The sequence below is a fragment of the Acidiferrobacteraceae bacterium genome, from assembly GCA_037388825.1.
Classification (GTDB): Bacteria; Pseudomonadota; Gammaproteobacteria; order Acidiferrobacterales; family JAJDNE01; genus JARRJV01.
The window spans coordinates 1-14,768 of sequence record JARRJV010000009.1 but is presented as its reverse complement, the minus strand read 5'-3'; the positions used below and the strand labels follow the sequence as shown (position 1 = coordinate 14,768).

At 59.4% G+C, this 14,768-nt stretch carries 22 protein-coding genes; 13 read left to right on the top strand and 9 right to left on the bottom strand.

Annotated features, from left to right (window positions below):
* Positions 1-9 precede the first annotated feature (9 nt).
* Positions 10-1,053 carry a hypothetical protein gene (locus tag P8X48_02715; GenBank protein ID MEJ2106228.1) on the top strand — a complete coding sequence of 348 codons (1,044 nt, stop codon included), beginning with the start codon at positions 10-12 and terminating at the stop codon, positions 1,051-1,053.
* Positions 1,054-1,078: 25 nt separating this feature from the next.
* On the top strand, positions 1,079-1,519 hold the full coding sequence (locus tag P8X48_02710) for a tetratricopeptide repeat protein (protein ID MEJ2106227.1): 441 nt from the start codon (positions 1,079-1,081) through the stop codon (positions 1,517-1,519).
* Here P8X48_02710 and P8X48_02705 read toward each other — a convergent pair whose 3' ends face one another.
* The 3 genes from P8X48_02705 to P8X48_02695 all read right to left on the bottom strand — a co-directional run bounded on the left by P8X48_02705 (position 1,520) and on the right by P8X48_02695 (position 3,172).
* Positions 1,520-2,239, bottom strand: coding sequence for a sulfite exporter TauE/SafE family protein (locus tag P8X48_02705; GenBank protein MEJ2106226.1), 720 nt, complete (start codon positions 2,237-2,239; stop codon positions 1,520-1,522). It lies immediately after the preceding gene.
* A gap of 33 nt (positions 2,240-2,272) precedes the next feature.
* Positions 2,273-2,884 (bottom strand): 2OG-Fe(II) oxygenase, encoded by a 612-nt coding sequence (locus tag P8X48_02700; GenBank protein MEJ2106225.1) that lies wholly within the window; start codon positions 2,882-2,884, stop codon positions 2,273-2,275.
* Positions 2,885-2,974: 90 nt separating this feature from the next.
* A complete protein-coding gene (locus P8X48_02695; protein ID MEJ2106224.1) occupies positions 2,975-3,172 on the bottom strand; it encodes a hypothetical protein in 198 nt (65 codons plus the stop codon).
* Between the two features lie 313 nt (positions 3,173-3,485).
* Here P8X48_02695 and P8X48_02690 point away from each other — a divergent pair, with 313 nt between their 5' ends.
* The 3 genes from P8X48_02690 (at position 3,486) to P8X48_02680 (ending at position 4,958) form a co-directional block, all read left to right on the top strand.
* Entirely contained in the window at positions 3,486-4,160 is a 675-nt protein-coding gene (locus tag P8X48_02690; GenBank protein MEJ2106223.1) for a Fe2+-dependent dioxygenase, read from the top strand.
* 8 nt (positions 4,161-4,168) lie between these two features.
* Positions 4,169-4,504, top strand: a complete 336-nt coding sequence (locus P8X48_02685; GenBank protein ID MEJ2106222.1) for a thioredoxin family protein — start codon at positions 4,169-4,171, stop codon at positions 4,502-4,504.
* 79 nt (positions 4,505-4,583) lie between these two features.
* Positions 4,584-4,958 (top strand): PilZ domain-containing protein, encoded by a 375-nt coding sequence (locus P8X48_02680; GenBank protein MEJ2106221.1) that lies wholly within the window; start codon positions 4,584-4,586, stop codon positions 4,956-4,958.
* 7 nt (positions 4,959-4,965) lie between these two features.
* On the opposite strand, the gene P8X48_02675 is transcribed toward P8X48_02680, so the two are convergent.
* The 6 genes from P8X48_02675 to P8X48_02650 are packed head-to-tail and all read right to left on the bottom strand — an operon-like array spanning position 4,966 to position 8,784.
* Positions 4,966-5,850 (bottom strand): sulfurtransferase, encoded by an 885-nt coding sequence (locus P8X48_02675; GenBank protein MEJ2106220.1) that lies wholly within the window; start codon positions 5,848-5,850, stop codon positions 4,966-4,968.
* A 15-nt stretch (positions 5,851-5,865) separates the two neighbouring features.
* A complete protein-coding gene (locus P8X48_02670) occupies positions 5,866-6,204 on the bottom strand; it encodes a TusE/DsrC/DsvC family sulfur relay protein (GenBank protein MEJ2106219.1) in 339 nt (112 codons plus the stop codon).
* 49 nt (positions 6,205-6,253) lie between these two features.
* Complete coding sequence (cas6, locus tag P8X48_02665) at positions 6,254-6,946, bottom strand: type I-MYXAN CRISPR-associated protein Cas6/Cmx6 (GenBank protein MEJ2106218.1); 693 nt, start codon at positions 6,944-6,946, stop codon at positions 6,254-6,256.
* 9 nt (positions 6,947-6,955) lie between these two features.
* Entirely contained in the window at positions 6,956-7,660 is a 705-nt protein-coding gene (locus tag P8X48_02660; protein ID MEJ2106217.1) for a hypothetical protein, read from the bottom strand.
* A gap of 15 nt (positions 7,661-7,675) precedes the next feature.
* Complete coding sequence (locus P8X48_02655) at positions 7,676-7,873, bottom strand: hypothetical protein (GenBank protein ID MEJ2106216.1); 198 nt, start codon at positions 7,871-7,873, stop codon at positions 7,676-7,678.
* An 11-nt stretch (positions 7,874-7,884) separates the two neighbouring features.
* On the bottom strand, positions 7,885-8,784 hold the full coding sequence (locus P8X48_02650; GenBank protein ID MEJ2106215.1) for a TauD/TfdA family dioxygenase: 900 nt from the start codon (positions 8,782-8,784) through the stop codon (positions 7,885-7,887).
* A gap of 594 nt (positions 8,785-9,378) precedes the next feature.
* On the opposite strand from P8X48_02650, the gene dsrA reads away from it, so the two are divergent.
* From dsrA to P8X48_02610, 8 genes are all read left to right on the top strand, one after another.
* On the top strand, positions 9,379-10,707 hold the full coding sequence (gene dsrA / locus P8X48_02645) for a dissimilatory-type sulfite reductase subunit alpha (protein ID MEJ2106214.1): 1,329 nt from the start codon (positions 9,379-9,381) through the stop codon (positions 10,705-10,707).
* 92 nt (positions 10,708-10,799) lie between these two features.
* A complete protein-coding gene (dsrB, locus tag P8X48_02640; GenBank protein ID MEJ2106213.1) occupies positions 10,800-11,873 on the top strand; it encodes a dissimilatory-type sulfite reductase subunit beta in 1,074 nt (357 codons plus the stop codon).
* 27 nt (positions 11,874-11,900) lie between these two features.
* Entirely contained in the window at positions 11,901-12,293 is a 393-nt protein-coding gene (tusD, locus tag P8X48_02635) for a sulfurtransferase complex subunit TusD (GenBank protein ID MEJ2106212.1), read from the top strand.
* A gap of 16 nt (positions 12,294-12,309) precedes the next feature.
* Complete coding sequence (tusC, locus tag P8X48_02630; GenBank protein MEJ2106211.1) at positions 12,310-12,699, top strand: sulfurtransferase complex subunit TusC; 390 nt, start codon at positions 12,310-12,312, stop codon at positions 12,697-12,699.
* 13 nt (positions 12,700-12,712) lie between these two features.
* Positions 12,713-13,018, top strand: coding sequence for a sulfurtransferase complex subunit TusB (tusB, locus tag P8X48_02625; GenBank protein MEJ2106210.1), 306 nt, complete (start codon positions 12,713-12,715; stop codon positions 13,016-13,018).
* Between the two features lie 33 nt (positions 13,019-13,051).
* Positions 13,052-13,387 carry a TusE/DsrC/DsvC family sulfur relay protein gene (locus tag P8X48_02620; GenBank protein MEJ2106209.1) on the top strand — a complete coding sequence of 112 codons (336 nt, stop codon included), beginning with the start codon at positions 13,052-13,054 and terminating at the stop codon, positions 13,385-13,387.
* 75 nt (positions 13,388-13,462) lie between these two features.
* Positions 13,463-14,218, top strand: a complete 756-nt coding sequence (locus tag P8X48_02615) for a respiratory nitrate reductase subunit gamma (protein MEJ2106208.1) — start codon at positions 13,463-13,465, stop codon at positions 14,216-14,218.
* A gap of 41 nt (positions 14,219-14,259) precedes the next feature.
* Positions 14,260-14,768: (Fe-S)-binding protein (locus P8X48_02610; GenBank protein ID MEJ2106207.1), on the top strand; the 509-nt coding region annotated here is incomplete at its 3' end.

Below are 14,768 nucleotides of genomic sequence, written 5' to 3'. Positions count from 1 at the left end.
ACACGGGCAATGCAGAATTTCGGCAAACTGGTCGACACCGTCCAGCAGAACTGCCACATTTCCGATGCGCAGTACGCGGGCTATTACACCATGTGCGTGTTCCTGCTGAAGATGCGCGAGTACTACCGTTGGGAAAACGGGATCCCCCTGACCGAGCCGCTTCCGCGCGAAGGCGTGGGCAACTGGCTGGTGGAGAGGGAACACGCCTGGAATGAGCTGGACGAAATGGCTTTCGCCCGCATTCCCGTCGACAGCTCGGACCACGACCCCTTCGATGCCGGGTCCATCAACCGGAAACTGGTGCCCGCGGGCTATGTTTACAGCGGCGGCACCGGCCTGTACAGCAAACCCCATTTCTTCCTTGGCGATCTCGTACGTCAGGAGCAGGTCGGCGACGTCCGCATCCTGGTGTCGGGCAAGGAATACGCGCGCGATCTGGTGGCGCCCCCGTCCATGTACCGCGACCAGACAGTCTACGTACGCCAGGAATCATTGCGTCGTTTCCTGTGGGAGCGCATCGAGGAGTGGCAGTTCCAGAAACAGAACCCGGAACGGCCCATGGCCCACGTCATGGACCTCTATGCCCAACCGGACCTCGAACGCGTCCTCGACGAGATGACCGAAAACGAAACCGAGTCCCTGATTCTGCACGAAGTGGGAGAAGCCGAAGCCGGCAGACTCCTGGGGCCGGCCTGGGAAGAGATGCTGGCCCAGTTTCCCCAGTCCAAGCTGGAGTACCTGGCGCGGGCGGTACGTGACCTGCTGGCAGATACCATCCAGACCCTGCCTGAACTCATGGCACGGGACAATTCCGCCTCCCTGCACATCTACTTTTCCAACTTCAGTGGAATGCGCAAACACCTCTTCCCCACCCTGGTAGAGGCCTATGGACGCTGGCAGGATGACGGCAACCCAAGACCGCTGCGCGAGGCCGTCGACCGGGGCCGGGACCACTGGCACAAGGTCGCCGGCGACGCGCTGAACCATTTTGCCGCCGACGGTCTCGCCGCCGGGGATCGCATCATTGCCACCATGGAACAGTCCCGCCTGTAAGAAGAATTTCAGGATACAAAAGAAAATGAATGACGAAATCGATATGAATCTGTCCAGCGGCCTTGCTGCGTTCGAGGCCAAACATTTCGCGAAGGCGGCAAATCTGCTCGCCCCCCTGGCGGACAGCGGCAACGCCGAGGCGCAGTACCGGATGGCGGTCATGTGCCAGAACGGCCTGGGCCGCGCGCGCAACGATGCCGATGCCCTGAAGTGGATGCAATTGGCTGCCGACCAGGGTCATCCCTACGCGCAACACGGTTTGGGCTTTATGTATATGCAGGGAGAATGCGTACAGCAGGACAATGCCGAGGCCATCAAGTGGTTCACGCTGGCGGCTGAACAGGGCCTGCCCGGTTCCGCCATGACCCTGGGCATGATGTACGAGCAGGGCCAGGGGGTTCCCGTCGACCCCGAAAAGGCGCAGCAATGGTACAAGCTGGCGGAAGAGGCCCAACACGAGGCCTGACTAGCGCCACCACATGCTGATCCCGCCCAGCAGAATGGCCCAGGAAACCACGCGCCGGAACCATGCCTCATTGACGTGGAAATGCAGGCGGTTCGCAAACCATAGTGTGACCCCCAGCACCGGCGCGGACCAGGCCATGGCCAGGCCGATCTGGGCCCCGATCGTGCCGTTCACCAGGTAGCCACCCCCACGAACCAGGTTCAAGGCCAGGAAAAATGCGAGTGCGTGATTGCGCACGTCAGTCTTGTGCGCAAGGGTGCCCAGCAGCCGGGTCATGGCGATGGGGCCACTGACACCAAACAGGCCCTGGGAAATTCCCGCAAGCCCGTCCAGCAACCGCCCGAGCCAGGGATGCAGCCGAACATGGCCCGGCGAAAGCACCAAGTAGGCGCCAAACACGACAATCGCAACGGCGAACAGGCGTCGGAACAGTTCCGGTGGCAGGCGATAGAACAGCAGCAGGCCGAGGACCGCGCCGACGGATGCCAGGGCCAGCATACCGCCAAGGAGTCGCCAGTTCAGGGGCCTGGGGGTGCGCACCAGGCCGATGACCGCGACCAGGATCTGGGGAAGGATTGAATAGATCACCAGTACCTGGGTCGGCACGACGAGACTCATGATGGTAACCATCAGGATGGTGCCGGCCAGCCCGAATACTATTTCGAAGCTGTAGGTCAGGACGCAGACCACGGTCAACAGGGCGATGATCTGCGGGGTCATGAGGGCAAGCGTCGGGAGGCACAGGAGTGCCGGTCAGGCGAAGACCACCCAGGTCGTGGCGATATATTTCATTCCCTGCTCAAGAGTCACACCGCGATGCTCGTGGGTCCAGAAGGGCGGGAACAGGATCAGGGTTCCTTCCTCCGGTTCTACCTTGAGATCCTGGTAGAGGAACTCGGTTTCTCCCCCGGGACCCGGTACATCATTCAGGTACCAGACGGCGACCAGCTGGCGATCGGCAAAATCGTGACTACCGCCATCGATGTGCCAGTGATAGTACTGACCGGGTTCGGTACGCTGCAGGTTGTAGCCCACGTCCCGGAACGGTCCCTTGAAGAATCCGAAGCACTCACGAAATTCCCGAATCGCGAGCCCCAGGGAACGGTGCAACATGGTGTCGATGTCTTTCCAGTCATCCTTGCCGCTAATCGCCAGGTCCGTGGACTGTTTGATGGACGTGCGTTCCTCCGCCGTCTGCCCGACCCGGCCGAGGTATTGCTGCTCTTTCTTTTCCTCGAACCGTCGTATGGCTTCGCGACAGACATCCGCCGGCAGGGCTCCGCGGATACGCCACACAAAACTCAGCGGCTTGAGTTCCTCAAGCACGTACGGCGATACCCCGGTCTGAATTTTCCGTTCGCTCATGGGACGCCCGTCACCGGTTCTGCAGACAAGAAAAAAGCAGACGACTCACCGTCTGCTTTTTTCTGGGATCGGCTTTCGAAGCAGGCCGAATCAGCCGTTTTGCCAGGTGCTGAATCCGTCGGTCTTGCTCTCGGTTCCATCGTTGTAACCGGCCTCGTAGGCTTCGGTCACGCGCTGTTCCTCGCGCTTCGGGTTATGCAGGAATCCGCATGCCCAACCGTTGATGTATTCCTTGTCGACACCGGCTTTCTCCATCTTGTCGATGGTCTCGTAATAGGTCTTGTTCATTTTAAAATACCGCTCCTGTGCTAAAAGGGACGCCGAAAATCCGGTACATTAGATATAGCTTATATGTCTCAAGGCCGCGTATTATTCCAAAGCTTCGCCTGCGGTTCCAGCCTTTTGCCCTTCTCGGTTATAGTGCGCCATATGGCACGATCAGAACCGCACCGCGGCCTGGGTGAAGATATTATTTATTATATAAAACAATATGTTTAACAATATTGTTAATTTAGATTATCATCACTATCCACGACGAATCGCTGGGCTGGCACAAGGTTCCTTCCCGTTCCATAGCGCCTGAATCCCGAAATACCTCCCTATGCAACTCATCCTGGAACGCGTACTGAATGACAAACAGCTGCGCAACGTCCGCCAGACCCTGGCTGGCGCCCGCTTTGTCGACGGTCGACTCAGCGCCGGTCACGACGCAGGCCGCGTAAAAAACAATGAGGAACTGGCTGCGAGCCGTCAGGTTCTGGAGCTGCTCAACAGTACCGTCATGGCGGCCCTGAACGAACATGAGGCGTACCGCGCAGGCGCCCTGCCCCTGCGGGCGGCCAGCCCGATTTTTGCCCGATATGCGCCCGGAATGCGCTACGGGGACCACGTGGATGACCCGGTCATGGGTGCACCGGGCCCGCTGTACCGATCCGACGTTTCTGTCACCGTTTTCCTCAGCGAGCCTGATGAATATGATGGTGGCGAACTGGTGGTCAACTCCGCCTTTGGGCAGAACCGGGTCAAGCTCCCTGCCGGCGACGCCGTGGTCTACCCCTCTTCCAGCCTGCACCACGTGGCCGAAGTAAGCCGCGGAGAACGACTGGTTGCCATCACCTGGATTCAGAGCCTGATCCGCGACCCCGCCCGGCGTGAGCTCCTTTATACCCTTTACCGGGCCAAGGAAAGCCTGCTCGCAAGTTCTCCGGACAGCGAGGAGGCCCGGGAGATCAACACCGCCTATGTGAACCTGATCCGCATGTGGGGCGAGGTTTGAGCCCGATCATGGTCCCCAAAGGCGATCTGGAGAATCATTCGACGCTGGCGGATTCCGCGGGCGCCGGAAACGAGGTGCTGCTGTTTACCGGACCGGATTGCGGCGTCTGCGATACCATTCGTCCGCGGTTGGAAGACCTGCTCCGGGACCGGTTTCCCTGCATGCGGCTGCAGACGATTCGGTGTGACGTGGAAGCGGAAAAAGCGGCGACGTGGGATGTCCGCGAAGTGCCCACCATTGTCATCTGTTTCGAGGGCGCGGAAACTGCGAGATTTGTGCGGTATTTTTCGCTGGGCCAGGTTGCCGAGTCGATCCGGCGACCCTACGAGATCTTTTATGACTAATTGCCAATGGCGCACGCGATGACACAGTACTTGCATAACATCCTGCGATATAATTTGATTCGTGTATGGGTGGATCGTCATGACCGTTGAACGCCGCACCGACATTCGCGTACCCATCGTCGAGGAAGTACTTCTCAGCCTTCCCCAGGGCTTTCGCTTGTGCAAACTCCACGACATCAGCTTTACAGGCGCGCTCCTCAATGTCTATTGGGGGGCTTTGACCCGGGGTGCGAAGGTGGACCTGATGATCACCCTTTCCTACGGGGATGAGGAAAAGGTATTCCATATCCCGTCGGAGATTGCGCGCATCACCGACAGCGGGACGGCGATTCATTTCCTGCGCGTCGACCCCGAAACCCATGAGGCGCTGGAAGGCCTGATCGAACACGGTATCCAGCACGCGGAAGACAAGAAGCCCGGGGGCGGGCCCCCACCCTTCAGCATCGGGACCTAGGCTTCGTTCACTCTCCGGTGGCGACGGGGCGCCCGGGGTCCGTGATCCATTCGCTCCAGGAACCGGCATACAGTCGCGCCGCGGAGATTCCTGCGATTTCCATGGCCAGAAGGTTGTGACAGGCCGTTACCCCCGATCCACACATCGCGATCACGTCTGCGCTCGAATGGGAACCAATGATGTCCCCGTAGAGTTCCTTGAGGTCGCCAGGGGGCAGGAAGGTCCCGTCCAGATCCAGATTGTCCTCCCAGGGCAGATTGACCGCGCCAGGAACGTGGCCGGCAACGGGGTCCAGCGGCTCGACCTCACCGCTGAAACGCTCTTCGGCACGTGCGTCCACGAGCACGGCTGAATCCTCGGCCAGGGAAGCCGCCACGGACTCGGCGCTCACCACCATGCCGGGTCGCGGATTCGCGAGAAAATGCGCGGGATGCACCCGGGGAATCTCCGTCGTCACAGGCAGGCCGGCACGGGTCCAGGCCGGGAGACCTCCGTCGAGCAGGGCCACCCGGTCGTGGCCGAGCCAGCGTAACAGCCACCACAGCCGCGAGGCCATGGCACCGAAGGTGTCATCGTAGGCGACGACCTGTTTTTCCGAGTCGATTCCCCATGCACCCAGCTTCCCCTCCAGCACATCCGGATCGGGAAGCGGATGGCGGCCACTTCGCGGAGAAACCGGTGCCGAGAGATCGTCTTCCAGATGGGCATAGCGTGCGCCCGGAAGATGACCTTGGGTGTAGGCGCGCCGACCCGCCTCCGGATCGGTGAGGGTGAAACGGCAGTCCACGATAACCCAGTCCGGGTGGTCGATGTGGTGCGCCAAATCCCCGGCGGAGACAACAGTGGTGTAGATGGACATGGCAGGGCGTAGCAGCGCGGCCCTGACGGCCACGCCGCCCGCTATGACCTAGTATCCGCCCTTGCGGCGCGACTCAGGCAGGCCGGCGATCCGCCCGCCCTGCTTGCTCGGGTCCTTGGGAAACAGATCATAGATCTCTTTCTGGCCGATCTTCTCGCCCCACTTATCGGACATCGCCTTCACGATGTTGCGCGTGTTGGGCTGATTCTGGTTGTTGTTGAAGTACTCGTCCCGCAGGAAGTTAATGAGATCCCAATGGCGGTCGGTCAACTCGACTCCCTCGGAATCGGCGAGTTGCTTCGCCAGACCCTCATCCCAGTCTTCCAGGTTGACAAGATAGCCGGTGGCCGTAGTTTCAATGGTTTTACCCTGATATTCGAGTGACATGGTTCTGCGTCCCTCTCCTTACGTTTATTGATTGACGATTCTGGATAAGCTATTCGGCCGCCTCGGACGAACCGGGTCGAACCTTCTTGATATCCTTGTGCGGAATGAAAAGACCACACCCCAAATGCCGATGCGTTCCCAGGCCTTTTTCCTGCAGACGGATCGATTCTTCCACCGTGAGCTCGGCCAGCATCAGGCTGCGGGTCCGGATTTTATCGTCCCCCGCACGGATTGTCTTGCTGATCCCGCACATCATTTTTCGCGGCTGGATACCCATGGCCCGCAACTCCCGGGCGATGGCATCAAGAAACACGGCTTCTTCGCCTTCATCCGTGGCAACAACATAGCGCGCGAACAGGGTCGTAATCGTACTCAGGGGGCGGACGCTGGCCTCGCCCACATCCAGGGAGTTTCCGGCGATATCCAGGGAACTGCCGCTCAGGCCCAGGGCCTCGCCCACATGCTCCCGCGGGACCCTCAAGGTGAGCCGGGTGCGCCGTGACGGGTAGATGAGGTCGTCGGGCTGATCCGGACGCATCCACCCGTTGCCGGAATCGGCCACATGGATACTGTGAACCCCGGCCTGTGGGTGCTCGGCCAGCCACGGCAACTGCGCCAGCAGGGCATCGGCGAGTGCACCGGCGTGGTCCACCGGCAGTGCGCGACAGCGGATCCGGAAACTGATATCGACGACTTCGTCCGATACCGGCTGCTGATGCTCCTGTGTCTCTTCCCAGTACATAAGCGCGAATCAATTACCCGGAAGTTGGTTCTGCAAAGCGTCACGGTCCAGCCACCAGTCTTCCTGAACCATGACATCGACAATATTGCGCAATCGAACCAGGAATTTCTCCGGTTCGTTCAATTCCAGACGCTCAAACCAGGCATCAAACTTTTCCTGGCTACTGACATCGCCGTGGCGACGGGCGACGGTGCCGATCAGATTGTTTGTAAAAAACAGCAATTCATCGCGCTGTTTGCCCTCGGCGCGAAGATCCGTGACGTAGTGGGCGACGACCGCCGCGACCGCCGCACCGTCGGAATCGTCCGGCGTCTCGTCAACGACCTGCTGCATGATGGCGACCGTCAGCTCCGGGTCCACCGGGAAGGTAACCGAGAGCCATATGGCGTGCCCAAGGGCAGCCATGGATTCAGGCTGATCGGCCTGGAACATAAGCAGGCAGGCCTGGGCGGCCAATTCCCATTGCTGATGAGCGAGCAGCGGGTCCAGCGCCGACCGCGCGAGGTCCCAGGCCTCTTTTCCCTGTTCCAGATCGAGCAGCAGTGCCGCCGCGTCAACCTGCAGACTCGCCCGCTCCACTTCGGCATCCGCCGGAAGCTCGCGGATGCGATCCTCAATCGCTTCGATACGCTGTTCCAGAAGTACCGTCGACCGGACCGCATCTTCGGCGCAGTCCGCATCGTTCTTGCCTATATCGTCTTTGATGTATCTCATCGGGTCTTGGAAATCCTAGTGCGTAATGGAGTTGATCCCGACAAACGCGCCTTCCAGCCGGTCCTCCCAATTGGGGGGCGTATCGGGATATGGCGGCTTCACGTCGATCCGGAAATGAATCTCGCCGGCCGCCCGTTCCTGGACAACACGAATCAGGTCTTCGAAGCTTTCCAGCTCCGGGTTTTGAATCAGGACTTCGCTCAGGTTCAGCATCGCTTGTTCCCCTAAATCAGATTCCAGTCGGTTCCGCGGATGCGGTCATAGTAGCGGGCGCGGTAGACCAGCCGTCCTCTTCCTTCACCTTCCGCGTCCGTGAATTCACTGCGGTTGTGCAGCACATTGTTGCAGATCAGGCCCTGCCCCGCCCGAAGCCGGTGACGAAACACATGGGGTGACTCCGCCCCGAGGACCCTTTCCAGGGCGGACACGGCCGCTTGCGTCGGCACATCATCCTTCCACTGAATACTGCGCACCCGCGCCGTATAGCGCATATGGAGGTTGCCGCTGACGGGATCAAGGGAAAAAACCGGGCCCGTCTGGGCCGCCCGGGTTTCCGTCCCATTCTCCGTGTTGGCGGGAATCGTCATCGCGTCCGGGGCCATCAATGCAGCAATCCAGTCCGGATTCTCGTCCCGCAAGGCGATATAGGCCATTTCATGATCCAGCAGCCGGTTCTCACCGCCCTGCTCCGCTGGACGCACACAATGCAGCAACATGGCGCGAATGGTGCGCTGCGGGGGGTTGTAGTAGCCGTCGGTATGCCACAACAGGCGCCGATTCGAGTAGGGGATATAGCCCCGGCCGGACTTGCCCGGAACCACCGTCAGCGAGGTAATCCCGTCTTCGTCGGCCAGCATGTTGGGATCCAGGCGCGTGAGGCCGAACTGCGTTCCCAGGCGCCTCGGAGTCTCCTTGTCAGCGATGCCGGGAGCTTCCGGTCCGGCATAGATCGCCATATTGGCGCGCAGGCAGCGATCCCGAATTGCCTCGGTCTCGGCATCGGACAAGTTCGCTGGGTCGCGCACCTCCACAATCAATTCTTCCGGACCAGCCGGATAGGCACTCAGTTTCGCGTCGCGCCAGCGCAAATAGGCTGAATCGTGGTCCAATCGAAACGGTGTCACTGTCGCCCTATCCGTTGCTGTGTTTTCTACCATCGCCAGTGTGACCATGCTGAATCAGATTCCGGGGCCACGGGCCGCCGGGCCGGTACCATATATATGATATATGTTGATCGATGCCTGGCTTGCCAAGCATGAAGACCCAGGACGCCGCTCAGGTATTACAGTCCGGCGGCAATGTAGTGGAAAAGCGCTGTCGATAAAACTCCCTAAAATGGGAGGGTTAAGCGACTGTTCCACTCCGCGGCATCTCGATGCGCGTCGAAGAGATTCCTGTAGGCTGTTGTTTTTTCATAGTATCACCCGTCAGCTCACGAAGAGTGCGCTTCAGACCCAGTTTTTCTATCCCTTTCGGGGGGGTCTATCCTCGTTTTGGCCCACCCCCAAAGAAGGGTATCGTCCCATTGCCCCGATATCCTACACTCCGCTCGAACTTGGGGCAGACCAGGTAGACCTCTGGAAGGACACGGGAATTCGCAGTAAGATGCGCACCCGCTCGAATTCAACCCTGGCCTTGTCTTTGATCGACGACGCGGCGCCTGCCAACGACGGCAAGGCTAGTGAGCTACACCGAACTCGCATTTGGAGGTATCCAGAATGGCCGAAAACAAGCCCAAAGATCCGAAACGCCATGCTACCTATCTTCCGCCCCTGGAAGAAAAGGAATCCAGCAAGCCGTTTCATTCCACTCCCATGCTGGACCAGCTCGAAAGCGGTCCGTGGCCGAGTTTCGTAACCGGGCTGAAGCGCCTGGCCATGCGCAAGGAACACGGCGACATGGTTGTTGACCTCCTGGGTCAGCTGGAACACTCCTACAACACTCGCCTCGGCTACTGGAAGGGCGGCACGGTTTCCGTCTTCGGCTACGGCGGCGGCATCATCCCGCGCTTCACCGAGCTCATGGGCGCCGATGGCAAACCCATGTTCCCCGAGTCCAGGGAGTTCCACACCCTGCGCGTACAGCCGGCGCCCGGTAATCACTACACCACCGACATGCTGCGCCAGCTTTCCAATTCCTGGAACAAATACGGTTCCGGCCTGATCGCCTTCCACGGCCAGACCGGCAACATCATGTTCATCGGTACCACCACCGACAACACCCAGCACTTCTTTGACGAGATCAACGAGTATGGCTGGGACCTCGGTGGCGCCGGCCCCTGCGTGCGAACCGGCATGAGCTGCATCGGCTCCGCCCGCTGCGAACAGAGCTGCGCCAACGAGCCGAAGATCCACCGCGTGCTGGTGAACAACTTCCTCGACGACATGCACCGTCCGGCCCTGCCCTACAAGTTCAAGTTCAAGGTTTCCGGTTGCCCGAACGACTGCATGAACTCCATTCACCGTTCCGACTTCGCCGTCATCGGTACCTGGCGCGACGACATGAAGGTCGACCAGAACGAGGTCAAGTCCTTCGTCAAGGCCAAGGGCCGCAAGTATGTGGTCGACAACGTCATTAGCCGTTGCCCGACCAATGCCCTGTCCCTGAACGACGACGACAGCCTGGACGTGGACAACCGCAACTGTGTGCGCTGCATGCACTGCATCAATGTCATGACCAAGGCCCTGAAGCCGGGCGACGACAAGGGCGTCACCGTCCTCATCGGCGGCAAGCGCACCCTGAAGATCGGCGACACCATGGGCACCGTTATCGTTCCGTTCATGAAGCTGGAGTCGGACGAAGACTACGATCAGCTGCGAGAAATGGCCGAAAACACCATCGACTTCTTCGCCGAGAACGCCCTGGAGCACGAGCGTACCGGTGAGATGATCGAGCGTATTGGCCTGGTGAACTTCCTCGAGGGGATCGGTATCGAGGTCGACCCGAACATGATCAACCATCCGCGCGAGAGCTCCTATGTGCGCATGGACGATTGGGATGTTGAAGCCGAGAAGTGGAAGCAGCGCAAGGCCGAAGCTGCCGGCTAATCACTGTATGAAGCGAGGCCCGCTCCATTGGGGCGGGCTTTGGTTTACGCCAATATCGGCAACAGAATTAAGGTTATTTCCTGGAGGCAAAAATGGCTGATACTCCGCGCCACCCGATTGAAAGCGGTGCACCGGACGCGTTCCAGTACATGCACCCGGTTTTCATCAAGAACTTCGGTAACTGGGCCTACCACGATCGTCCTCGTCCGGGCGTGCTGCATCACGTAGCGAAGAGCGGTGATGAGGTCTGGACCGTGCGCGTCGGTACCCAGCGCCAGCTTGGTCCCTACGAGATCAATCTGCTGTGCGACATCATCGACAAGTACGCCGATGGCTATGTCCGCTTCACCATTCGCTCCAACATGGAAATCATGGTGACGGAAGAGTCCAAGGTCGAACCCCTGATCAAGGCGATCGAGGAAGCCGGCTACCCCATCGGTGGCACCGGCCCGTCCGTGACCATGATCTCCCACACCCAGGGCTGGCTGCACTGCGACATTCCCGGTACCGACGCCTCCGGCGTGGTCAAGGCGCTGATGGACGAACTGTACGAAGAGTTCACCAACGAGCGCATGCCGAACCGTGTGCACATCACCACCTCCTGCTGCCAGATCAACTGCGGTGGCCAGGGTGACGTCGCCATCAACGTGCAGCACACGAAGCCGCCGAAGATCAACCACGACCTCGTGGCCAACGTCTGCGAACGGCCTTCCGTCGTTGCCCGCTGCCCTGTCGCAGCCATCCGCCCGGCCATGGTGAACGGCAAGCCGTCCCTGGAAGTGGACGAGAAGAAGTGCATCTGCTGTGGCGCCTGCTTCCCGCCGTGCCCGCCGATGCAGATCAACGATGCGGAATTTACCAAGCTGTCCGTCTGGGTTGGTGGCAAGCACTCCAATGCCCGCAGCAAGCCGATGTTCCACAAGCTGGTTGCCGCCGGCATCCCGAACAACCCGCCACGTTGGCCGGAAGCCGCAGAGATCGTCAAGAAGATCCTGCGCGTGTACCAGGAAGACGCCAAGGATTGGGAACGTGTGGGCGACTGGGTCGAGCGTATCGGCTGGCCGCGTTTCTTCGAGCTGACCGAGCTGCCGTTCACCAAGTACCACATCGACGACTGGCGCGGATCGCGTCGCACGCTCAATGCGTCGACCCATATCCGTTTCTAGGCCGAGTCGACGGGAGGAAACGGCTAAATGAAGTTCAGCATCGCAGTACACGAGGGCCCGTACACACACGAAGCCGCCGATTCGGCCTACAACTTCGTGACCGCCGCCCTGGAAAAGGGGCACGAGATCTTTCGCGTGTTCTTCTACCACGACGGTGTGAACAACGGGACCCGGTTCACGACTCCGCCGCAGGACGATCGCAATATCGTCAACCGCTGGTCGGAACTGGCAGACAAGCATGGTATTGATCTCGTCGTTTGTGTCGCCGCGGCCCAGCGTCGCGGCATCGTCGACCCCGACGAAGCAAAACGCAACAGCAAGGATGGCGACAACATCGCACCGGGTTTCCGGATCTCCGGCCTTGGCCAGCTGATCGAAGCCTGCATCCAGAGCGATCGTCATCTGACGTTCGGCGACTGATTCGGAGGGGGAAACAATGACCGACGAAATGATGGAAGAAGGCGGTACCGTCAAGAAACTGATGTACGTGTGCCGTACGGCGCCCTACGGCACCATCTACGCCCTGGAGGCACTGGAAGTAGTGCTGATTGGTGCGGCATTCGAGCAAGACGTATGTCTGGTGTTCACCGACGACGGTGTCTTTGAAATTATGAAAGGGCAGAAGACCGATGACATCGGCATGAAGAATTTCTCGCCGACCTATCGGGCCCTGGAAATGTACGATGTAGAAAAGCTGTACGTGGAAAAGGAAGCCATGGAGCAGCGGGGACTGGGCGAAGACGACTTCAACGTCGACGTCGAAGTCAAAAGCGCCGCCGAGATCCAGGCACTCATGGAAGAAATGGACATCGTACTGAACTACTGATCGGGTGAACAAAATGACTATGTTGCACACCGTTAATAAATCACCGTATCAAAAGAACTCCCTCGATACCTGCCTTCGGCTGGCCAAAGAAGGGAGCACAATCCTGTTGATCGAAGACGGCGTCTATGCGGCGTTGAAGGGAAGCGGGATGAGTTCGAAAGTGGAAGAAGCGATGAAGAAGTTCACCTTCTGCGCCCTCGGTCCCGACGTGGAAGCCCGTGGCATCCAGGACAAGATGATCGATGGCATCAAGATGGTGGACTACACCGGCTTCGTGGACCTGGCCGCAGACAGTACCTGCGTGCAGTCCTGGCTTTGATACTGCGTAGTTTAACTTGATAGGAGTAGAACCATGGCAACGATTGATGTAGCAGGCAAGTCGATTGAGGTCGATGAGGAAGGTTACCTCGCCGATCGCAATGACTGGAACGAGGAAGTCGCAAAGGTAATGGCCAAGGCCGACGATTGCGAACTGTCCGAAAACCACTGGGAAGTGATCAACTTCCTGCGTGAGTACTATGACGAATACCAGATCGCCCCGGCGGTCCGCGTTCTGACCAAGGCCATTGGCAAGAAGCTTGGCCCGGACAAGGGCAACAGCAAGTACCTGTACGAGCTGTTCCCGTATGGCCCGGCGAAGCAGGCCTGTAAGTACGCTGGTCTCCCGAAGCCGACTGGCTGCGTTTAATTCCGGGGACCCGGCAGTGGCAGGGCGGGTTTTCTCGCCCTGCCCGCCTTCCGGGGTTTTAGTCTGGAGCAATCGATGCATTCGATCACTGCGTTGACGGTCATTTACGCGCTTCTGTTCTACGTCGCGACCGCTGTCCTGGTCTTTGGCGTGGGCTACAAGATTTATGTTTACGCGCGCACACCGCAGCCCCTCAAGATTCCGACCACGCCGGCGCCAACCACGGCCACCGGCGTAGTCTGGCGCATGGCCAAGGAAGTTACGGTCTTCGAGAGCCTGTTCAAGTCAAACAAGTGGATTTGGCTGTTCGGCTGGATATTCCACTTCAGCCTGTTGCTCGTGCTGTTGCGCCACCTTCGCTATTTCACCGAACCCGTGTGGACACTGGTGGCGCTGGTGCAGCCATTTGGCAGGTACGCTGCCTTCACCATGCTGCTTGGTCTTGGCGGCCTGTGGGCCCGCCGTATTCTGGTCGACCGCGTGCGCTACATCAGCAGCCCGTCTGACCACTTGATGCTGTTGTTGCTGGTCGCCATTGGTCTCAGCGGGGCCATCATGAGCTTTGTGCCAGCGGCACATACCGACATCATTGGATTGAAGGCCTTCTTTCTCGGCTTGATGCGTTTCGACTGGCAGTCACTTCCATCCGACCCGTTTTTGATCATCCATCTGACCCTGGTCGCGATCCTGATGCTGGTCTTTCCCATCAGCAAACTGCTGCACGTGCCGGGCGTTTTCTTCAGCCCGAGTCGCAACATGATCGACAATGTCCGCGAGAAGCGTTATGTGCGCGGCTGGACCGCCAATGCCAGCGTCAGTGGCGAAAAATAGGCTTACGGCCGAGACGACGAACGATAACGAGGTAGAAATCTGTGGCTGACTTTCAAGTACCCGAAGTCAAGGAATATCCGATCATCCCCCATATCCATCCCGGGGTGATGGCGCACAGCAAGCCGTTCGTTGCCAAGCCGGAGCACAACGAAAGCGTGGGCTTTCCCGGTGAACTGGTCGACAACTGGGAAGAAAAGGCGGTTGTCCGCCTGGGCGAGATCGCCCGTGGCAACAAGGCGTTCAAGGTCTTCCTGGACTCGTGCGTAAAATGCGGCGCCTGCACCGACAAGTGCCACTACTACCTGGGCACGACCGATCCGAAGAACATGCCGGTCGCGCGTCAGGATCTCCTGCGCAAGGTCTACCGCCGCTACCACACCCTACCCGGCCGTATCCTCGGCAAACTGGGCATGCCGTGGCTGATCGGCGCCACGGAAATGACCAAGGAAGTGCTCGACGACTGGTACAGCTATTTCCATCAGTGTTCCCAGTGCCGCCGCTGCTCCGTGTTCTGCCCCTACGGCATCGACACCGCCGAGATCTCCATGGC